We start from the raw sequence: 18,550 nt of genomic DNA, 5'->3' as shown, positions 1-18,550 counted from the left end.
TTTGATGACCGACGTTTACTGAGTGACGCACCATGACCCTATTTCATCTCCATACCCATGGCGCTGCCGCACGTAGTCAAAGAGGTTTCTCGTTGCTGGAACTGAGTGTCGTTCTGGTCGTGATCGGCTTGGTGCTGGGCGCCGTTGCCGTAGGCCGTGATCTGCAGCGCTCTGCCGCCAATCAGCGCCTGTCTACCGACTTTATCCAGGGTTGGCAGCTTGCCTATGAGGGCTTCTTCAATGGCGTTGGCTACCCGCCTGGCGACAGCCCGACGGCGCCAACGGGGCAGGTCAATGGCGGCGCTGCAGCAGCGGGCACCGAACTGTGCGGAGCAGACTTGATCAACGCCTTTTTAGCGGCTGGCATACGCCTACCCACGGGCCGCACCGAGGGCCAGCAGGACCGTTATGTGTACCTGGATAGCAATGGAAACCCCCAGGAAGTGCGTGTGTGTTTTCAAAGCCGTGACTGGGCAGAGCCTGGCGCAACCGTGGGGACGTTTGTGACGCGAAAGCGAAATATTATGGTGATCCGGGGTGTTACCTTTTCTTTGGCAGGTGCGTTGGACCAGCAGATTGATGGACGCAGCGATGCTCGGTTTGGGCGACTGCGCGATAGCTCGTTTGCAAATTCCGTCACTGAGCTCAATGGCTTAGCCTGGCCCATTGATGACCGTATGGCGTTTGGCACCACCACGGCAACGTCGCTGGATGAATCACAGGTGGCCATCACCACGGCTTTGTTTCAGATGATGCGCTGAGCGGATCTATTGCCCACGGCATTCCTCATACCGATTGGCAATGGGGAGCGCAGCAAAATGCCTTGAAGCGCCGGATTTTGGTGTCATTAGGCCACCAGCGCTTATCCATCAAGCGCTGGTGGCTATGAATTTATGAGTGGTTGACCGCGTGGCAGCGGCCTATGCCGCCCCGCCCAGCTGAAACCGCTGGTCAAAGTTCATCTTGCCCAGCACCCGCAGCGCCGCTGCCAGGGTGTGGCCGTCCACCCGGCTCACGTCCAGGCAGTAGCGCCGCTCGGTAGACACCACGTCCACGCTTTTGCTGCCCCACTGCACGGCGACCAGCAGGGAAGGGCGCTTGCCCGCCTCGGCGCCCACCGACACGCCGCGCTGCTCGGGGCGCAGCATGAACTCCAGGTGCGGCGTGCGCATCAGCGTGAGCCGATGGGCACCCAGCGGGCCCAGCGCAAACGAGACAACCCAGTCGTCTTCGTCTTCCACGGTCAGAAACGGGACGGGCTGGGGTGTTGCCATGGTGGGGGACAGGGTGGTTGCCGGGACGGCGGGCGGGGAGGGGCCCGGTTTCGGGCGGCGCTCAGTATGCCGTTGCAAGAGCCATGCCGAGGGCGGGAGAACCCGAGGTTGGGTGCATCCAACGCCGTCCGTGCTTGTCATTTGCGTGCAAGCGGAATTTGGCTGGCTGTGATAAGCCGTACCTGCCTGGTCTTCTGTGAAAAAGTGAATGAAATTGGCGTTTTCCGCTTGATGGGTAAGGGATTGTTGCTATCAAATTTAAGTTTCGACCCATGCCCTGCCCGTGCCCGCGCCCGGAAGGCGCGCGACCACCGCAGCGCGCGGTGTAGGCTCTCTGGTCTGTCCACTGCCCCCAAGCCCCTTCCCCAAGCCCCTTCCCCAAGGCCCTTCCCGCATGCCTCTGATCGATCTTTTTCGCCGCTGGCCGTCTCTGGGCCCACGAGGGTGGGCCGCAGCGGGCATCGCAATGCAACGCGTGACGACATTCAACATGGATCGCGTGGTGCTGCCGATGCGCGTTCTGTGGGCCCCATTGCTGGCCCCTCTGCTGGCCCCTCTGCTGGCTGCCACAGCCGCCACGGCCGCCACGGCCGGGTCGGCGGCGCTGGCCACGCCCCCCGCCCAGTCATCTACGGCTGCAACAGCTGCCAAGGCTGCTTCGGCTGCTGTGACCGCGTCGGTGCCAGCCACCACCATGGCCCCGCGGGTGCTGGCCTGCACCGTGTGTCACGGCAAGGAAGGCCGGGCCACGCCGGACGGCTACTTCCCGCGCATTGCGGGCAAACCGGCGGGCTACCTGGCCAACCAGTTGCTCAATTTCCGCGACGGGCGGCGCAGTTACCCGCAGATGACCTATCTCATCGAGCACCTGACCGACGACTATCTGCGCGAGATGGCCGAACACTTTGCGGCGCTGGACCTGCCATACCCACCCCCGCCCGCACCCCAAGCGCCCGCCGCTGTGCTGGAGCAGGGCCGCCAGCTGGTGCAGCACGGCGATGCGGCCCGGGCCATTCCTGCCTGCGTGGCCTGCCATGGCGCGGCCATGACGGGCGTGGCGCCGTCCATCCCCGGCCTGCTGGGCTTGCCGCGCGACTACCTCAACAGCCAGCTGGGTGCGTGGAAGACCGGGCAGCGCCGCGCCCAGGCCCCCGACTGCATGGCCGACATTGCGCGCCAGCTCACGCCGGACGATGTCAGCGCCGTGTCTGCCTGGCTGGCGGCCCAGCCGGTGGCAGCGGGCGGCAAGCCGGCTCGCAGCCTGCCTGCCGCGCTGCCCGCCCGGTGCGGCGGTGTGGCCGAGGTGCCGGTGGCAGCGCGTGCGGGGGGGCAACGATGAAACGCATCCTCTGGACGCTCTCCGGCGCCATTGCGGCTGCGGGCATGGCCGCCGCCATCGTGATCACCCTGAACGTGCAGGGCGAAGCGCCGCTGCCCGCGGGCGACACCCTGCAGTCCACCTCCGACCTGGTGCGGCGCGGCGAGTACCTGGCCCGCGTGGGCAACTGCATGGCCTGCCACACCCCGCAGGGCGGCGCGCCGTATGGCGGCGGGCGCGGCATCGAGACGCCGTTTGGCGTGGTGCACAGCTCCAACCTCACGCCCGACACCACGCACGGCATCGGCACGTGGACATCGGCCGAGTTCTGGCGCGCCCTGCACCATGGGCGCAGCAAGGACGGGCGGCTGCTCTATCCGGCCTTTCCGTACCCCAACTACACCCAGGTCACGCGCGAGGATTCGGACGCGATCTTTGCCTATCTGCAAAGCCTGCCCGCCGTGGCCGAGCCCAACCGGGCGCACGCGCTGCGTTTTCCGTACAACACGCAGGCGGCGGTGGCGGTGTGGCGGGCTCTGTTCTTCGTGCCGGGGGCGCCGCAACCCGACGCCGCACAAACGGCCGAATACAACCGGGGCGCCTACCTGGTCAACGGGCTGGGCCACTGCACAGCCTGCCATACGCCGCGCAACGCGCTGGGGGCCACCACCGATGCCAAGGCCTTCACCGGCGGGCTGATTCCGGTGCAGAACTGGTATGCACCGGCGCTGAATGCGGCGCATGAGGCGGGCGTGAAGGCATGGCGCGCCGAAGACGTCATGGCCTTGCTGCAGACCGGCGTGGCGCCGCAGGGCTCGGTGCTGGGCCCGATGGCCGAGGTGGTGTTCCGCAGCACGCAGTATTTGTCCGACGCCGATGCCCGCGCCATGGCCGTGTACCTGCAGGCCCTGCCGCAGCAGCCGCCCGCAGAGCGCGCCCCGCCGCCCGCACCCCCCGCCGCCGCCATGGCGCGCGGCGCCAAGGTGTATGAACAGCAGTGCGCGCAGTGCCATGGCGGCGAGGGGCAGGGCGAGTCCGGCGCCTTTCCGCCGCTGGCGGGCAACCGCGCGGTGATGCTGGCCGACCCCACCAACCTGGTGCGCGTGGTGCTGCAGGGCGGCTACCTGCCGGCCACGGCCGGCAACCCGCGCCCGCACGGCATGCCGCCCTTCCAGCAGGTGCTGTCGGACGACGACATTGCGGCCGTGACCACCTTCGTGCGCAACCAGTGGGGCAACCGGGCGCCTGCGGTGGGTACCATCGAGGTTTACCGCGCCCGCGAACGACGCGGGCTGTAGCGGTCTCTATGCACGGGGGCTGCCGCGTCCGTCCCAGGAGTCCATTCGATGTCCAGCCCCGCCACACTGCCCACGTCCACCCCGCAAAGCCCTGCGGCCGCCACACCCGGCGGCTGGTGGGCCGTGTGCCTGTGTGCCGCGTGGTGCGGCACCTGCGGCCTTTACCGCCCCTTGTTCGACGAACTGGCCCGCGCGCACCCGGACGTGCGTTTCGAATGGGTGGACATCGAGGACGAATCCGACCTGGCGGGCGACCTGGACGTGGAAACCTTTCCCACGCTGCTGATTGCCGACGGCCAGCGCGCGCTCTTCCTGGGCCCGTTGCTGCCGCAGGCGCCGGTGCTGGCGCGGCTGCTGGCCAGCCTGCAGGCCGCCGCGCCCGGCAGCGCGGGGGCGGGGGGCGAGGCGCAGGGCGTGTTCGAACGCGTGCGCGCGGCGCGCAGCCAGTAGGCTGCTTACTCTTTTTTTGATAGCTGTCAGCGCTTTACAGATAAGCGCTGGGGCCATTTTTGATCACATATCTTGTCTTCCGCCAAACTGCCCCTCATTGCCATCAACTCGCTGCAGGCCCAGTCTGACAAAGGCGCCTGGTCGCGCGGCATGGACCTGATGCGCCAGGGCGCGGTGGTCAGCATCGACATCGAGCCGGGTGACGAGGCGGGCGAATGGCGCATTCGTGGCGCCGTGCAGGGCACGCAGCCCCGGCCCTATGCGGTGACGGTGGCGCTGGCCCTGGCGCCCAATGGCCAGGTGGTCGACTGGCAGGGCGATTGCACCTGCCCGGTGGAGATCGACTGCAAGCACGCCGTGGCCCTGACGGCGAAGGTCGCGCAATTGCACCCCCGCGCTGCGCCCGCGCAGCCGTCGCGGTCGCCCCAGGCCGAAAAGGCACTCCAGGCCATGCAGGACCGCGTGGCCGCCCAGGCCCGCGCCGAAGAGGAGGCCCGCCTGGTGCGCTGGCTGCACGACTGGGACCGGGCCGCCGACAACGTCGCCCCGCCCGCACCCGGCGCGCGGGCAGACCGGCCCGAGTGTTATCTCTATTTGCTTTCCACCGTGGGCCGCCTGCGCTCGGGGGCGCCGCAGCTGCAGATCGAGGCCGTGGTGTCCTACCCCAAGCTCACCGGCGGCTGGGCCAAGCCCAAGGCCATCCGCACCCAGCCCGGCCCGGGCCAGGCGGTGTACGACCGCGCCACCGAGGCCGACCGCCAGCTGCTGCAGTTGCTGCGCGCCATGCCGCGCAGCGTGGGCTATTACTCGGCCTACAGCGGTGCGCCCACGGGCGTGCTGGAGGGCGCAGCCGGCCTGCTGGTGCTGCAGCAGGCGGCGGCCACGGGCCATTTGTTTGTCGATGCCGGCGGCTCCACCGTGGGGGTGCCGCTGCGTTATGGCGACCCGCTGCCCATGGCCTGGGACTGGGCTGCATCCGCCGCCCCCCGCGGCGGCCAGGGGGGCGACGACGGCGCCTGGACGTTGCAGCCGCGCCTGCCCCAGCCCAGCGCCACGCTGTGCGCCAACCGCCCGCCGCTGTACCTGGATGTGGAGCAGGGCCTGTGCGGGCCCGTGACAGCCGAGGGGCTGAGCCCCGCGCAGCTGGAGCTGCTGCTGCAGGCGCCGCCGCTTGCCACGGCCGCGCTGCAAAAGCACCATGCCGAGGTGGCCAGCCGCCTGGGCGGCCTGCTGCCGCTGCCGCCCGTGCTCAGCCCCCTCACGCGCGTGCAGGGGGTGAAGCCCGTGGCGCGCCTGCACCTGGCGCCCGTGCCCCCGGCCGAGGTACCCGACCTGGGGCTCATCACCGCCCAGCTGCGCTTTGACTACGAAGGCCATGTGGGCTGGTGGCCCGGGCAGGACCTGGGCGTGCTGGTGCCGGGCGCCGACGGCGGCCAGGTGCTGCTGCAGCGAGATGCCCGCGCCGAGCTGGACGCCATCGAAAGCCTGATGGAGCTGGGCCTGCTGGCCACGGACGACGGCCTGTTCGGCATCCCCGGCGAACAATCGCAAAACGACTGGCTGCACTGGGCCGACAACGGCTTTGGGGTGCTGCGCGACGCGGGGTTTGAACTGACGCTGGATGCGGCGCTGAACGGCTGGATCACCCATGCCGATGCGCTGGACGTGGCGCTGCGGCCCGGTGGTGAGGAGGGCGAAGTTGGCGAAGGGGGCGATGGGGCCACATCCCCCTGGTTCGCGCTGTCGCTGGGCATGGAGATCGATGGCGTGCGCCACAACATCCTGCCCTTTGTGCCCGGCCTGATCGCCGCTGCTGCCGCGCAGCCGCTGGACCCGGCCACGGGCTTGCCCCGTCTGCCTTCGCATGTCTACCTGCCAGCGCAGCCCGGCCCTGGCTTTGTGCGTCTGCCCACCGACACCCTGCGGCCCTGGATGGCTGCGCTGCTGGAGCTGGTGGGCGACCGGGCGCACGACTTCAGCGGCAGCAGCCTGAAGCTCTCGCGCATGGATGCGCTGCGCACCAGCGCCGCCCTGGGCGAAGGCGCAGTGTGGGAGGGCGCGCAGGGGTTGCGCAACCTGGTGGCCCAGCTGCAGGGTGCGACTGCATTGCCCACGGTGCCCGTGCCCCCGGGCGTGCAGGCCACCCTGCGCCCGTATCAGCAGCAGGGGTTGAGCTGGCTGCAGTTTCTGCGCGCCCATGGCCTGGCCGGTGTGCTGGCCGACGACATGGGCCTGGGCAAGACGCTGCAGACACTGGCGCACATCCAGGCCGAGAAAGACGCGGGCCGCCTGAGCGACCCGGCGCTGGTGATCGCGCCCGTCAGCCTGATGGGCAACTGGCAGCGCGAGGCCGCCCGCTTTTGCCCCGGCCTGCGCTGCCTGGTGCTGCACGGTGCGGGCCGCCACGCCGTGGCCGACGCGGTGGCCGAGCACGACCTCGTCATCGCCCCGTATTCGCTGCTGCAGCGCGACCGCGAACGCTGGCTGGCGCAGCCCTGGCACCTGGTGGTGCTGGACGAGGCCCAGAACATCAAGAACGCCAGCACCCACGCCGCGCAGGTGGTGGGGGCGCTCAAGGCGCGGCACCGGCTGTGCCTGTCGGGCACGCCCATGGAGAACCACCTGGGCGAAATCTGGAGCCTGTTCCACTTCCTGATGCCGGGCTTTCTGGGCAGCCAGCAGCGTTTCAAGGAACTGTTTCGCAATCCCATCGAAAAGCAGGGCGACACCGCGCGGCTGGCGCAGCTGCGAGCGCGCGTCACGCCCTTCATGCTACGGCGGACCAAGAACCTGGTGGCGGGCGAGCTGCCGCCCAAGGTCGAGTCGGTGATGCCCGTGGAGCTGGCTGGCCCGCAGGCCGACCTGTATGAAACCATCCGCCTCGGCACCGAAAAAGCCGTGCGCGAGGCGCTGCAGACCAAGGGCCTGGCCAAGTCGCAGATCACCATCCTCGATGCGCTGCTCAAGCTTCGCCAGGTGTGCTGTCACCCCGCGCTGGTGCCGCTCGATGCCGCCAAAAAGGTCAAGACCTCGGCCAAGCTGGAGCAGCTCATGGCCCTGCTGCCCGAGATGCTGGCCGAAGGGCGGCGCATCCTGCTGTTCTCGCAGTTCACCAGCATGCTCACACTGATCGAGGCCGAGCTGAAGAAGCACGGCCTGCCCTGGGTCAAGCTCACGGGGCAGAGCCAAAAGCGCGACGCGATCATCGAGCAGTTCACCAGCGGGCAGGTGCCCCTGTTCCTCATCAGCCTGAAGGCCGGCGGCGTGGGGCTGAACCTGCCCCAGGCGGATACCGTGATCCATTTCGACCCCTGGTGGAACCCGGCGGTGGAAAACCAGGCCACCGACCGCGCCCACCGCATCGGCCAGACGCAGAGCGTGTGGGTGGTCAAGCTGGTGGCGCAGGGCACCATCGAGGAGCGCATCCTGGCGCTGCAGGAGCGCAAGGCGCAGCTCGCGGGCAGCCTCTACAGCGAGTCGGCGGCGCGCCGGGAGCCGCTCTTTACCGAGGGCGATCTCGCCGAACTGCTGCGCCCGCTATCGACGTTGTAGCTGTCGGCGCAGGTCGCGCAAGGCCCGGCCCAGGCTTTGCGCCACGCAGCCCCGGTGCGGGCGCGCTGGCGCGGCAACGCAACGGTCAGGGCGCGAATGGCCGCCCCGGCTTTGCATATCCCTGCGTTCCACGCTACAATCAGAGCCTCACGACCAAGCGGGCGGGTACCTACCGCCCGTTTTTTTTGGTCGAACGCTTTTGGAGCTCGAAGCTGTCGGAGAACGATCTCCGGGGGTTATCGGGTTTTTTGTTTTTCCGGGATTGAACTGAACACGTGGCGCTACAGCAAGTCGTTGAACAAATTGTGACCGGCCTCGGCTATGACCTGGTGGAGATCGAGCGCTCCGCTGGCGGCCTGCTGCGCGTCACCATCGACTTGCCCTGGGTGCCGCCGGCTGCCGAAGCGCCCGCGCCCCTGGTCGACCAGTTCATCACCGTCGAAGACTGCGAGAAAGTCACGCGCCAGCTGCAGTTTGCGCTGGAAGTCGACGGCGTCGAATACAAGCGCCTCGAAGTCTCGTCCCCCGGCATCGACCGCCCCTTGCGCCACGAACAGGATTTTGTGCGTTTTGAGGGCTCGGTCATCGACATCACCCTGAAGGCGCCCATTGGCGCTGCAGCCGGTGGTCAAGTCAACGCCACCCGCAAGAAATTTCGCGGCACCCTGGAGCGTGCCGATTCCGGAGGCTGGCAGATCGTCTGGAGCGACGAGCCCCCGGTCAAGCCAGGTCAAAAAGTGAGCAAGAAGCGTGTGCCCGCCCCTTTGCAGGCGCTGGGCTTTACCTTGGACGAACTGCGGGATGTGCGCCTGGCGCCCATCGTGGACTTCAAGGGGCGCGCAGGCAAGGCAGGCCCGGCACCGGCCTGAGACTTGCTGAATGAACAAACATGATGGGACGGGCGGCTGCTGGGCGCCCCCGTCCTCGGGTGATTGAAATAGGAGAGTCGTCGCATGAATCGCGAACTGTTGATGTTGGTTGAGGCCATTTCGCGCGAGAAGAACGTGGAGCGGGATGTGGTCTTGGGCGCTGTGGAATCGGCCCTGGCCCAGGCCACCAAGAAGCTCTACCAGGGCGAGGTGGACATTCGCGTGGCGGTGGACCGCGACAGCGGCAACTATGAGACTTTCCGCCGCTGGCTGGTGGTGCCCGACGACGCCGGCCTGCAAAACCCCGACGCCGAAGAACTGCTGATGGATGCGAAGGACCGCATCGCCGACATCGAGGTGGGCGAGTACATCGAGGAAGGCGTCGAGTCCGTGCCCATCGGCCGCATCGGTGCCATGGCTGCCAAGCAGGTCATCCTGCAGAAGATCCGCGACGCAGAGCGCGAGATGCTGCTCAACGACTTCATGTCGCGCGGCGAGAAGATCTTCACCGGCACCGTCAAGCGCATGGACAAGGGCGACATCATCGTCGAGTCCGGCCGCGTGGAAGGCCGCCTGCGCCGTGGCGAGATGATCCCCAAGGAAAATTTGCGCAGCGGCGACCGCGTGCGCGCCATGATCATGGAGGTCGACCTGACCCTGCGCGGCGCGCCCATCATCCTGTCGCGCTCGGCCCCCGAATTCATGATCGAGCTCTTCCGCAACGAAGTGCCCGAAATCGAGCAAGGCCTCCTGGAGATCAAGTCCTGCGCCCGCGACCCCGGCTCGCGCGCCAAGATCGCCGTGCTCTCGCACGACAAGCGCGTGGACCCCATCGGCACCTGCGTGGGCGTGCGCGGCACGCGTGTGAACGCCGTCACCAATGAGCTGGCTGGTGAGCGCGTCGACATCGTGCTGTGGTCCGAAGACCCGGCCCAGTTCGTGATCGGAGCCCTGGCCCCGGCCAACGTGTCCTCCATCGTGGTGGACGAAGAAAAGCACGCCATGGACGTGGTGGTGGACGAGGAAAACCTGGCCATCGCCATCGGCCGTGGCGGCCAGAACGTGCGCCTGGCTTCCGACCTCACGGGTTGGAAGATCAACATCATGGACGCCGCCGAAAGCGCCCAGAAGCAGGCCAACGAAACCGACACGGCCCGCAAGCTGTTCATGGAAAAACTGGATGTGGACGAAGAAATCGCCGACATCCTGATCTCCGAAGGCTTCAACAGCCTCGAAGAAGTGGCCTACGTGCCGCTGCAGGAAATGCTGGAGATCGAAAGCTTCGACGAAGACACCGTCAACGAGCTGCGCGCCCGTGCCAAGGACGCCCTGCTCACGATGGAGATCGCCCGCGAGGAAAGCGTGGACGAGGTGTCCCAGGATCTGCGGGATCTTGAAGGCCTCACACCCGACCTGATTGCCAAGCTGGCTGACGGCGGTGTGCACACGCGTGACGACTTGGCCGATCTGGCCATTGATGAACTGACCGACCTGACCGGACAGTCTGAAGAAGATGCCAAAGCCTTGATCCTGAAGGCGCGCGAACACTGGTTCGCAGGGCAGCAAGAGTAAAGGTCAGGGAGGCACGAACCATATATGTCCAGTAACACTGTCGCCGAGTTCGCCACCGAACTCAAAAAATCGCCTGAAATCCTGCTCGACCAGCTCAAGGCAGCGGGTGTGGGCAAGGCCGCGTCCTCGGATGCGCTGACCGAATCCGACAAGCAAAAGCTGCTGGCCTACCTGCAGGCCAGTCACGGGACGGCTTCGCCCGACCGCAAGAAGATCACGCTGACCAAGAAGTCCACCAGCGAGATCAAGCAGGCCGACGCCACCGGCAAGGCCCGCACCATCCAGGTGGAAGTGCGCAAGAAGCGCACCTTCATCCAGCGTGACGAAGGCGCGGAAGCCGCCGCCGAAGCGCGTGAGTCCGTGGCCGAAGAGTCTGCGGTGTCTCATGAGGACCAGGAGCTGGCCCGCCGCGAGGAAGAAGCCCGCCGCCAGGCCGAGCTGATCCGCCGCCAGGAGGCGGAACTGGCCGAGAAGCGTGCCGAGCGCGAAGCCCGCGAAAAGCGCGAGCGCGAAGCCGAAGAGCGCGCCGCCGCCTATGCCGCGCAAGAGGCCGAAAAGAAAGCCCAGGCATCTGCCGTGAAGGAAGAGGCCACGCGCGAGCAGGCCGCTGAAGCTGCCGCACGTGCTGCAGCCCAGGCCGAGGCCCGCGAGAAGGCCCAGGCCGAGGCCAAGGCCCGTTCCGACGAGGAAGCCGCCCGCGCCCGCGACCTGGAAGAGCGCCGCCGCAAGGCCCTCGCCGAAGCCGAAGCCATTCGCGCCATGATGGCCACGCCCAAGAAGGCGGTCATGGTGGCCAAGAAGCCCGAAGAAGCCAAGCCGGCGGCCAAGACCGCAGCGGTGGGCGACGCCAAGAAGGGCACGCTGCACAAGCCCGCCGTAGGCACGGGTGGCGCGCGTGCCGGGGCCTCTGCCGGTGCGGCAGCGCCCGGCGCTGGCAAGGAAGTCAAGTCTGCCAAGCTGTCGTCCAGCTGGGCGGGTGATCCGGCCAAGAAGAAGGAAATCAAGACCCGCGGCGACAGCAGTGGCGGCGTGGGCCGTAACAACTGGCGTGGTGGCCCGCGCGGCCGCCGTGGCGACAGCCGCGACCAGCGTGACGATCACCAGCAATCGGCGCCGGTGGAAGCCCGCGTCATCGAAGTGCACGTGCCAGAAACCATCACTGTGGCCGAGCTGGCGCACAAGATGTCGATCAAGGCGTCGGAGGTGATCAAGTCGCTGATGAAGATGGGCCAGATGGTCACCATCAACCAGCCTCTGGACCAGGACACCGCGATGATCGTGGTGGAAGAAATGGGCCACAAGGCCGTGGTGGCGGCGCTGGACGACCCTGAAGCCTTCACCGACGAGGATTCGGGCCAGAAGGACGCCGAGCTGCTGCCGCGCGCGCCTGTGGTCACCGTCATGGGCCACGTGGACCACGGCAAGACCTCGCTGCTGGACTACATCCGCCGTGCCAAGGTGGCGGCGGGCGAAGCCGGCGGCATCACGCAGCACATCGGTGCCTACCACGTGGAAACACCGCGCGGCATGGTGTCGTTCCTCGACACCCCCGGTCACGAGGCCTTCACGGCCATGCGTGCCCGCGGTGCGCAGGCCACCGACATCGTCATCCTGGTGGTAGCCGCCGACGACGGCGTCATGCCCCAGACCAAGGAAGCCATCAAGCACGCCAAGGCAGCCAAGGTGCCTATCGTGGTGGCCATCACCAAGGCCGACAAGCCCGATGCCAACCCCGACCGCGTGAAGCAGGAGCTGGTGGTCGAAGAAGTGGTGCCCGAAGAGTACGGCGGCGACTCGCCCTTCGTGGCCGTTTCGTCCAAGACCGGCATGGGCATCGACGACCTGCTGGAGCAGGTGCTGCTGCAGGCCGAAGTGCTGGAACTCAAGGCCCCGGTCGAATCCCTGGCCAAGGGCCTGGTGATCGAAGCACAACTGGACAAGGGCCGCGGCCCCGTGGCCACGGTGCTGGTGCAGTCCGGTACGCTCAAGGTGGGCGACGTGGTGCTGGCCGGCCAGACCTCGGGCCGCGTGCGCGCCATGCTCGACGAAAACGGCAAGCCGGCCAAGACGGCAGGCCCGTCGATCCCGGTGGAAATCCAGGGTCTGTCCGACGTGCCCCAGGCCGGGGACGAGTTCATGGTGCTGTCCGACGAGCGCCGTGCGCGCGAAATCGCGACTTACCGCGCCGGCAAGTTCCGCAACACCAAGCTGGCCAAGCAGCAGGCCGCCAAGCTGGAGAACGTGTTCTCCGAGATGACCGCAGGCGAGGTGCAGACCCTGCCCATCATCATCAAGGCGGACGTGCAGGGTTCGCAGGAAGCGCTGGCCGCCTCGCTGCTCAAGCTCTCCACCGACGAGATTCGCGTGCAGCTGGTCTACGCTGGCGTGGGCGGCATCAGCGAGTCCGACGTCAACCTGGCGATCGCCTCCAAGGCCATCGTGATCGGCTTCAACGTGCGTGCCGACGCCGGTGCGCGCAAGCTGGCCGAGTCGAGCGACGTGGATCTGCACTACTACAACATCATTTACGACGCCGTGGATGAGTTGAAGGCCGCGATGTCCGGCATGCTGGCCCCCGAGCAGCGCGAAGAAGCCATCGGTACGGCCGAAATCCGCACCGTGTTCGTGGCGTCCAAGATCGGTACGGTGGCGGGTTCGTACGTCACCTCCGGCCAGGTCACGCGCAACTGCAAGTTCCGCCTGCTGCGCGACAACGTGGTCATCTACACCGGCGAAGTCGAGTCCGTGCGCCGCCTCAAGGACGATGTCAAGGAAGTCAAGGAAGGCTTCGAGTGCGGTATCAAGCTGCGCAACTACAACGACATCAAGGAAGGCGATCAGCTCGAATTCTTCGAAATCAAGGAGATCGCTCGCACGCTGTGAGGCGTGTGAGAACCTGCGATGGCTGCCAAGAAATCCGCTACGCCCAACCGCTCCTTCAAGGTTGCCGACCAGATCCAGCGCGATCTGACGGAGCTGATCGCGCGCGAGCTGAAAGACCCGCGCGTGGGCATGGTGACGCTGCAGGGCGTGGAGGTGACTCCCGACTATGCGCACGCCAAGGTGTTCTTCAGCGTGCTGACGGGCGACCCGGCGGAGACGCAGGCCGCCCTCAACCAGGCGGCGGGCTTTTTGCGCAACGGGCTGTTCAAGCGCCTGCACATCCACACCGTGCCCACGCTGCACTTCATGTTCGACCGCACCACCGAGCGTGCGGCCGACATGAACGCGCTGATCGCCCAGGCGGTCGCCTCCCGCTCCAAAGAAGACTGACGTGAACACAGCGCCACGCACCAGGGTGCAGCGGCGCCCTGTGCACGGGGTGCTGCTGCTGGACAAACCGCTCGGACTGTCGAGCAATGACGCCTTGCAAAAGGCGAAGTGGCTGCTGCGCGCCGAAAAGGCCGGCCACACGGGCACGCTCGACCCCTTGGCCACGGGCGTGTTGCCGCTGTGCTTTGGCGCCGCCACCAAGTTCAGCCAGCTGCAGCTGGAGGCCGCCAAGACGTACGAAGCCATTGCCGTGCTGGGCACGACCACCACCACCGGTGACGCCGAGGGCGAGGTGGTGCAGCGGCGCGAGGTGGACCCGGCCGAGTTGACGCCCGAGCGCATCGCCGCGGTGCAGCAGCAGTTCACCGGGCCCATCCGCCAGGTGCCGCCCATGCACAGCGCGCTCAAGAAAGACGGCCGGGCGCTGTACGAGTACGCCCGGGCCGGCGTGACCGTGGAGCGCGAAGCCCGGGATGTGGTGATTCATGCATTAAAACTGTCTTTAGCGCTTACTGATAAAGGGCTGAATGCTATAAAAATGATAGTTACCTGCAGCAAGGGCACCTACATCCGCACGCTGGGCGAAGACATTGGCGCTGCGCTCGGCTACGGCGCGCACCTGAGCTTCCTGCGCCGCATCGATACGGGCGGGCTGGGGGTGGAGCGCTGCGTGACGCTGGCGCAGCTGGAGGCCATGCCCGAGGCGGAGCGCATGGCCTGCCTGGAGGCACCCGAATCGCTGCTGGCCGGGCACACGCGTGTCACGCTGGATGGTGAGAATGCAGCCCGATTCCTCTCGGGCGTGCGTCGCCGTGGCAACTGGCCCGATGCCAGTGCCGTGGCGGTGTTTGGCGAGAATCCCCCGGCGCTGCTGGGGGTGGGCCACATCGTGGGCGGGGAGCTGGTGCCGGACAGGCTCCTGAGTCCGCTGGAAATTCAACAAATCCTGGAAAGCAAGCCGCATACCGCGTCCATGGCGCCACGCGGCACATTGGAAGAACTATGACGACCACCAAACAAATCCGCAACATTGCGATCATTGCCCACGTTGACCATGGCAAGACCACCATGGTCGACCAGCTGCTGCGGCAGTCCGGCACCTTCGCCGACCACGAGAAGGTGGTCGACACCGTGATGGACAACAACGCCATCGAAAAGGAACGCGGCATCACCATCCTGGCCAAGAACTGCGCCGTGAGCTGGAAGGGCACGCACATCAACATCGTGGACACCCCCGGCCACGCGGACTTCGGCGGCGAAGTGGAGCGCGCCCTGTCCATGGTCGACAGCGTGGTGCTGCTGATCGACGCGCAGGAAGGCCCCATGCCCCAGACGCGTTTCGTGACCAAGAAGGCCCTGGCCCTGGGCCTGCGCCCCATCCTGGTGGTGAACAAGGTGGACAAGCCTGGCGCCAACCCCGACAAGGTGGTGAACGCAGCGTTCGACCTGTTTGACAAGCTGGGCGCCACCGACGAGCAACTCGACTTCCCCGTGGTGTACGCATCCGGCATCAACGGCTGGTCGTCGCTGGAAGAGGGCGCACCGGGTGAGCAGTGGGGTCCCGACATGTCGGCCCTGTTCGACACCATCCTCTCGCACGTGCCACCGAACACGGGCGACGCCTCCGCACCGCTGCAGCTGCAGATCTCGGCGCTCGATTTCTCCACCTTCGTGGGCCGCATCGGCGTGGGCCGCATCAGCCAGGGCACCTTGAAGCCCATGCAGGACGTGATCGTCATGGAAGGCCCCGGCGGCAAGACCACCAAGGGCCGCGTGAACCAGGTGCTGACCTTCCAGGGCCTGGACCGCATGCAGACGCCCTTGGCCGGCCCTGGCGACATCGTGCTGATCAACGGCATCGAAGACATCGGCATCGGAGTGACCGTGACCGACCCTGCCAACCCCGCGCCGCTGCCCATGCTGAAGGTGGACGAGCCCACGCTGACCATGAACTTCTGCGTGAACACCTCGCCGCTGGCCGGCCGCGAAGGCAAGTTCGTGACCAGCCGCCAGATCTGGGACCGCCTGCAAAAGGAACTGCAGCACAACGTGGCCCTGCGCGTGAACGAAACCGACGAGGAAGGCGTGTTCGAAGTGATGGGCCGGGGCGAACTGCACCTAACCATCCTGCTCGAAAACATGCGCCGCGAAGGCTATGAAATGGCCGTTTCCAAGCCCCGCGTGGTGTTCAAGGATGTGGACGGCGTGAAGCACGAGCCCATCGAGCTGGTGACGGCCGACATCGAAGAAGGCCACCAGGGCGGCGTGATGCAGGCCCTGGGCGAGCGCAAGGGCGAGCTGGTGAACATGGAGTCCGACGGCCGTGGCCGCGTGCGCCTGGAGTACCGCATTCCGGCCCGTGGCCTGATCGGTTTCACCAACGAGTTCCTGAACCTCACGCGCGGCTCGGGCCTCATCAGCAACATCTTCGACAGCTACGAGCCGCACAAGGGCGACATCGGCGGCCGCAAGAACGGTGTGCTGATCTCCATGGATGACGGTGAAATCTTCACCTACGCCCTGGGCAAGCTCGACGACCGCGGCCGCATGTTCGTGAAGGCCAACGACCCCGTGTACGAAGGCATGATCGTGGGCATCCACAGCCGCGACAACGACCTGGTGGTGAACGCCACGCGCACCAAGCAGCTCACCAACTTCCGCGTGTCCGGCAAGGAAGACGCGATCAAGATCACGCCCCCGATCGACCTCACGCTGGAATACGGCGTGGAATTCATCGAGGACGACGAACTGGTCGAAATCACGCCCAAGTCGGTGCGCCTGCGCAAGCGCCACCTCACGGAAAACGAGCGCAAGCGCGCAGCGCGTTCTTGATAAGCTCAGCGTTTCCGAAAGGGCCACTGCCAAGCAGTGGCCTTTTTTCCGTCTGAAGAGACCATAGCCTGAAGCCCGATGTTGAAACTCACGCACTCCCGCGCCGTGCTGCTCATGGTGGCCGTGACCCTCATGTGGTCGATTGCCGGCGTGATCACGCGCCACCTGGAGCATGCGCGCAGCTTCGAGGTCACGTTCTGGCGCAGCTTCTTCACCCTGCTGGCGCTGCTGGTCATCCTGCCCACGCTGCAGGGCAGGGCGGTGTTCAGCTCCATGCGGCACAGTGGCCGGGCGCTGTGGGTTTCGGGCGTGTGCTGGAGCGTGATGTTCACCGCCTTCATGGTGGCGCTGGTGCTGATGCCCGTGGCCAATGTGCTGGTCACCATGTCGGTCGGCCCGCTGCTCACGGCGCTGTTCTCGTGGATGTTCATCGGCCACCGCATTGCGCCGCGCACCTGGGCGGCGATTGCGGTGGCGGGCCTGGGCATTGGCTGGATGTATGGGTCGCAGATGGCCGGCCTGCCGCTGGCAGGCACGCTGGTGGCGCTGTGCGTGCCGGTGGCGGCGGCCATCAACTGGACGGTGGTGCAGCATTCGCAGCGCCACGGCCACGCGGTGGACCTGGTGCCGGCCGTGCTGGTGGGCGCCGTGATTTCGGTGCTGGCCACGCTGCCGCTGGCGCTGCCGTTTGCGGCGTCCGGGCGTGACCTGCTGCTGCTGGCGGTGCTGGGCGTGGTGCAATTGGCGGTTCCCTGCGTGCTGGCCGTGCGCTGCGGCAGGGTGCTGAAGGCGCCCGAGATGGCGCTGTTGGGTTTGCTGGAAGTGGTTTTCGGCATCCTGCTGGCATGGCTGGGCGCGGGCGAAAAGCCTGCGCCTGCCGTGCTGACCGGAGGCGTGCTGGTGATCGGTGCGCTGGTTTTCAATGAACTGTTGGGTTGGAAGGAACAGAAATGACGGAGACGGTAGTGGCGCCAGAGGTGCCGAGCGAGGTGCTGAGTGAAGTGCGCGGCCAGGTGGGTTTCATCACGCTGAACCGGCCCCGCGCGCTGAACGCGCTGTCGCTGGGCATGGTGCGGGACCTGATGGGCATTCTTCTGCAATGGCAGACGGACGCGCGCGTGCTGGCGGTGGCCATCCGGGGCAGCAACAAGGAAGGCCCGTTCGGCGCCTTCTGCGCGGGTGGCGACATCCGCTTTCTGCATGCAGCGGGCAGCCAGGGCAATCCGCAGCTGGAGGATTTCTTCACAGAGGAGTACGCGCTCAACCACCTGATCCACAACTACGCCAAGCCCTACATCGCCTTCATGGACGGCATCGTGATGGGCGGCGGCATGGGCATCAGCCAGGGCGCGGCGCTGCGCGTGGTCACCGAGCGCACCAAGATGGCCATGCCCGAGACGGCGATTGGCCTGTTCCCGGACGTGGGTGGCGGCTACTTCCTCTCCCGCTGCCCCGGCCGCGTGGGCGAGTGGCTCGCGCTGACCGGCGACACCATTGGTGCGGGCGACGCCATCGCGGCCCAGCTGGCGGATGGCTGCATGCCGTCCGGCGAACAGGCAGCGGTCTGGGACGCGCTGGGCGCGCAACAGTTTGCGGACGGCGCAGCCATCAAGAACTTTGTTGTTTCTAAATTTGTAGCTGCTAGCGCTTTACAGATAAGCGCTGGAGGCCAATTTGACCAATATTTTTCACTGCCCACCGTGGGGGAGATCGTCGCGGCGCTGGAGGCTGCAGATTCCGACTGGGCGCGCAGCACCGCCGCCACGCTGCGCAAGCGCTCGCCGCTGATGCTGAACGTGGTGCTGGAGCAGATCCGCCGAGCGCGGGACATGGGCCTGGCGGACGACCTGCGCATGGAGCGCGACATGGTGCGCCACTGCTTCTACCTGCGCCCTGGCCAGAGCGAGACCGTGGAAGGCATCCGCGCGCTGGCGGTGGACAAGGACCATGCACCGCAGTGGAAGCCGGCCCGCATCGAAGACGTGACGCCCGAGATGGTGGCGCCGTTCTTTGTGAGCCCGTGGCCCGCGCATGCGCACCCGCTGGCGGCGCTCTCTTGAGTGACAAAGGGCTGCCGGTGCTGGCAGCCCTGTGTCATTGGCGCGCGCCGCT

At 66.8% G+C, this 18,550-nt stretch carries 14 protein-coding genes; 13 read left to right on the top strand and 1 reads right to left on the bottom strand.

The genetic code is table 11. The features are described 5' to 3' along the window. The first annotated feature begins 32 nt into the window (after window positions 1–32). Complete coding sequence (locus tag ACOQFS_RS21185; RefSeq protein ID WP_421564785.1) at window positions 33–761, top strand: prepilin-type N-terminal cleavage/methylation domain-containing protein; 729 nt, start codon at window positions 33–35, stop codon at window positions 759–761. Window positions 762–920: 159 nt separating this feature from the next. Here ACOQFS_RS21185 and ACOQFS_RS21180 read toward each other — a convergent pair whose 3' ends face one another. After that, complete coding sequence (locus tag ACOQFS_RS21180) at window positions 921–1,274, bottom strand: hypothetical protein (RefSeq protein ID WP_421564784.1); 354 nt, start codon at window positions 1,272–1,274, stop codon at window positions 921–923. A 511-nt stretch (window positions 1,275–1,785) separates the two neighbouring features. On the opposite strand from ACOQFS_RS21180, the gene ACOQFS_RS21175 reads away from it, so the two are divergent. From ACOQFS_RS21175 to ACOQFS_RS21120, 12 genes are all read left to right on the top strand, one after another. Then, on the top strand, window positions 1,786–2,613 hold the full coding sequence (locus ACOQFS_RS21175) for a c-type cytochrome (RefSeq protein ID WP_421564805.1): 828 nt from the start codon (window positions 1,786–1,788) through the stop codon (window positions 2,611–2,613). Continuing rightward, window positions 2,610–3,890 carry a c-type cytochrome gene (locus ACOQFS_RS21170; protein ID WP_421564783.1) on the top strand — a complete coding sequence of 427 codons (1,281 nt, stop codon included), beginning with the start codon at window positions 2,610–2,612 and terminating at the stop codon, window positions 3,888–3,890. The genes ACOQFS_RS21175 and ACOQFS_RS21170 overlap by 4 nt, the downstream gene beginning before the upstream one ends. Before the next feature lie 48 nt (window positions 3,891–3,938). After that, window positions 3,939–4,340, top strand: coding sequence for a thioredoxin family protein (locus tag ACOQFS_RS21165; protein ID WP_421564782.1), 402 nt, complete (start codon window positions 3,939–3,941; stop codon window positions 4,338–4,340). 150 nt (window positions 4,341–4,490) lie between these two features. Next, a complete protein-coding gene (locus tag ACOQFS_RS21160; protein WP_421564804.1) occupies window positions 4,491–7,892 on the top strand; it encodes an SNF2-related protein in 3,402 nt (1,133 codons plus the stop codon). Between the two features lie 275 nt (window positions 7,893–8,167). After that, window positions 8,168–8,761, top strand: a complete 594-nt coding sequence (gene rimP / locus ACOQFS_RS21155; RefSeq protein ID WP_421564781.1) for a ribosome maturation factor RimP — start codon at window positions 8,168–8,170, stop codon at window positions 8,759–8,761. Window positions 8,762–8,845: 84 nt separating this feature from the next. Then, window positions 8,846–10,333, top strand: a complete 1,488-nt coding sequence (gene nusA / locus ACOQFS_RS21150) for a transcription termination factor NusA (protein ID WP_421564780.1) — start codon at window positions 8,846–8,848, stop codon at window positions 10,331–10,333. A 24-nt stretch (window positions 10,334–10,357) separates the two neighbouring features. After that, a complete protein-coding gene (gene infB, locus ACOQFS_RS21145) occupies window positions 10,358–13,216 on the top strand; it encodes a translation initiation factor IF-2 (RefSeq protein ID WP_421564779.1) in 2,859 nt (952 codons plus the stop codon). 18 nt (window positions 13,217–13,234) lie between these two features. Continuing rightward, window positions 13,235–13,606, top strand: a complete 372-nt coding sequence (rbfA, locus tag ACOQFS_RS21140; protein WP_421564778.1) for a 30S ribosome-binding factor RbfA — start codon at window positions 13,235–13,237, stop codon at window positions 13,604–13,606. Window position 13,607: 1 nt separating this feature from the next. Then, window positions 13,608–14,612: a tRNA pseudouridine(55) synthase TruB gene (gene truB, locus ACOQFS_RS21135; RefSeq protein ID WP_421564777.1), complete on the top strand. Its 1,005-nt coding sequence runs from the start codon at window positions 13,608–13,610 to the stop codon at window positions 14,610–14,612. Next, on the top strand, window positions 14,609–16,438 hold the full coding sequence (gene typA, locus ACOQFS_RS21130; protein WP_421564776.1) for a translational GTPase TypA: 1,830 nt from the start codon (window positions 14,609–14,611) through the stop codon (window positions 16,436–16,438). The genes truB and typA overlap by 4 nt, the downstream gene beginning before the upstream one ends. A 78-nt stretch (window positions 16,439–16,516) precedes the next feature. Then, entirely contained in the window at window positions 16,517–17,392 is an 876-nt protein-coding gene (locus tag ACOQFS_RS21125) for a DMT family transporter (RefSeq protein WP_421564775.1), read from the top strand. Beyond that, window positions 17,389–18,498: an enoyl-CoA hydratase/isomerase family protein gene (locus tag ACOQFS_RS21120; protein WP_421564774.1), complete on the top strand. Its 1,110-nt coding sequence runs from the start codon at window positions 17,389–17,391 to the stop codon at window positions 18,496–18,498. The genes ACOQFS_RS21125 and ACOQFS_RS21120 overlap by 4 nt, the downstream gene beginning before the upstream one ends. Window positions 18,499–18,550: the final 52 nt, after the last annotated feature.

Source organism: Paracidovorax sp. MALMAid1276, from assembly GCF_049198005.1.
Taxonomy (GTDB): domain Bacteria; phylum Pseudomonadota; class Gammaproteobacteria; order Burkholderiales; family Burkholderiaceae_C; genus Acidovorax.
The sequence above is the reverse complement of the archived record's forward strand: the minus strand, read 5'-3'. Positions and strand labels throughout refer to the sequence as shown.

What these genes read in the sequence shown, in the direction of transcription:
- ACOQFS_RS21120 (WP_421564774.1), top strand. Translation starts at nt 17,389, where the DNA reads ATGACGGAGACGGTAGTGGCGCCAGAGGTGCCGAGCGAGGTGCTGAGT.
- ACOQFS_RS21175 (WP_421564805.1), top strand. Translation starts at nt 1,786, where the DNA reads ATGCGCGTTCTGTGGGCCCCATTGCTGGCCCCTCTGCTGGCCCCTCTG.
- ACOQFS_RS21165 (WP_421564782.1), top strand. Translation starts at nt 3,939, where the DNA reads ATGTCCAGCCCCGCCACACTGCCCACGTCCACCCCGCAAAGCCCTGCG.
- infB (WP_421564779.1), top strand. Translation starts at nt 10,358, where the DNA reads ATGTCCAGTAACACTGTCGCCGAGTTCGCCACCGAACTCAAAAAATCG.
- ACOQFS_RS21160 (WP_421564804.1), top strand. Translation starts at nt 4,491, where the DNA reads ATGGACCTGATGCGCCAGGGCGCGGTGGTCAGCATCGACATCGAGCCG.
- rbfA (WP_421564778.1), top strand. Translation starts at nt 13,235, where the DNA reads ATGGCTGCCAAGAAATCCGCTACGCCCAACCGCTCCTTCAAGGTTGCC.
- typA (WP_421564776.1), top strand. Translation starts at nt 14,609, where the DNA reads ATGACGACCACCAAACAAATCCGCAACATTGCGATCATTGCCCACGTT.
- ACOQFS_RS21180 (WP_421564784.1), bottom strand. Translation starts at nt 1,274, where the DNA reads ATGGCAACACCCCAGCCCGTCCCGTTTCTGACCGTGGAAGACGAAGAC.
- ACOQFS_RS21170 (WP_421564783.1), top strand. Translation starts at nt 2,610, where the DNA reads ATGAAACGCATCCTCTGGACGCTCTCCGGCGCCATTGCGGCTGCGGGC.
- ACOQFS_RS21125 (WP_421564775.1), top strand. Translation starts at nt 16,517, where the DNA reads ATGTTGAAACTCACGCACTCCCGCGCCGTGCTGCTCATGGTGGCCGTG.
- ACOQFS_RS21185 (WP_421564785.1), top strand. Translation starts at nt 33, where the DNA reads ATGACCCTATTTCATCTCCATACCCATGGCGCTGCCGCACGTAGTCAA.
- nusA (WP_421564780.1), top strand. Translation starts at nt 8,846, where the DNA reads ATGAATCGCGAACTGTTGATGTTGGTTGAGGCCATTTCGCGCGAGAAG.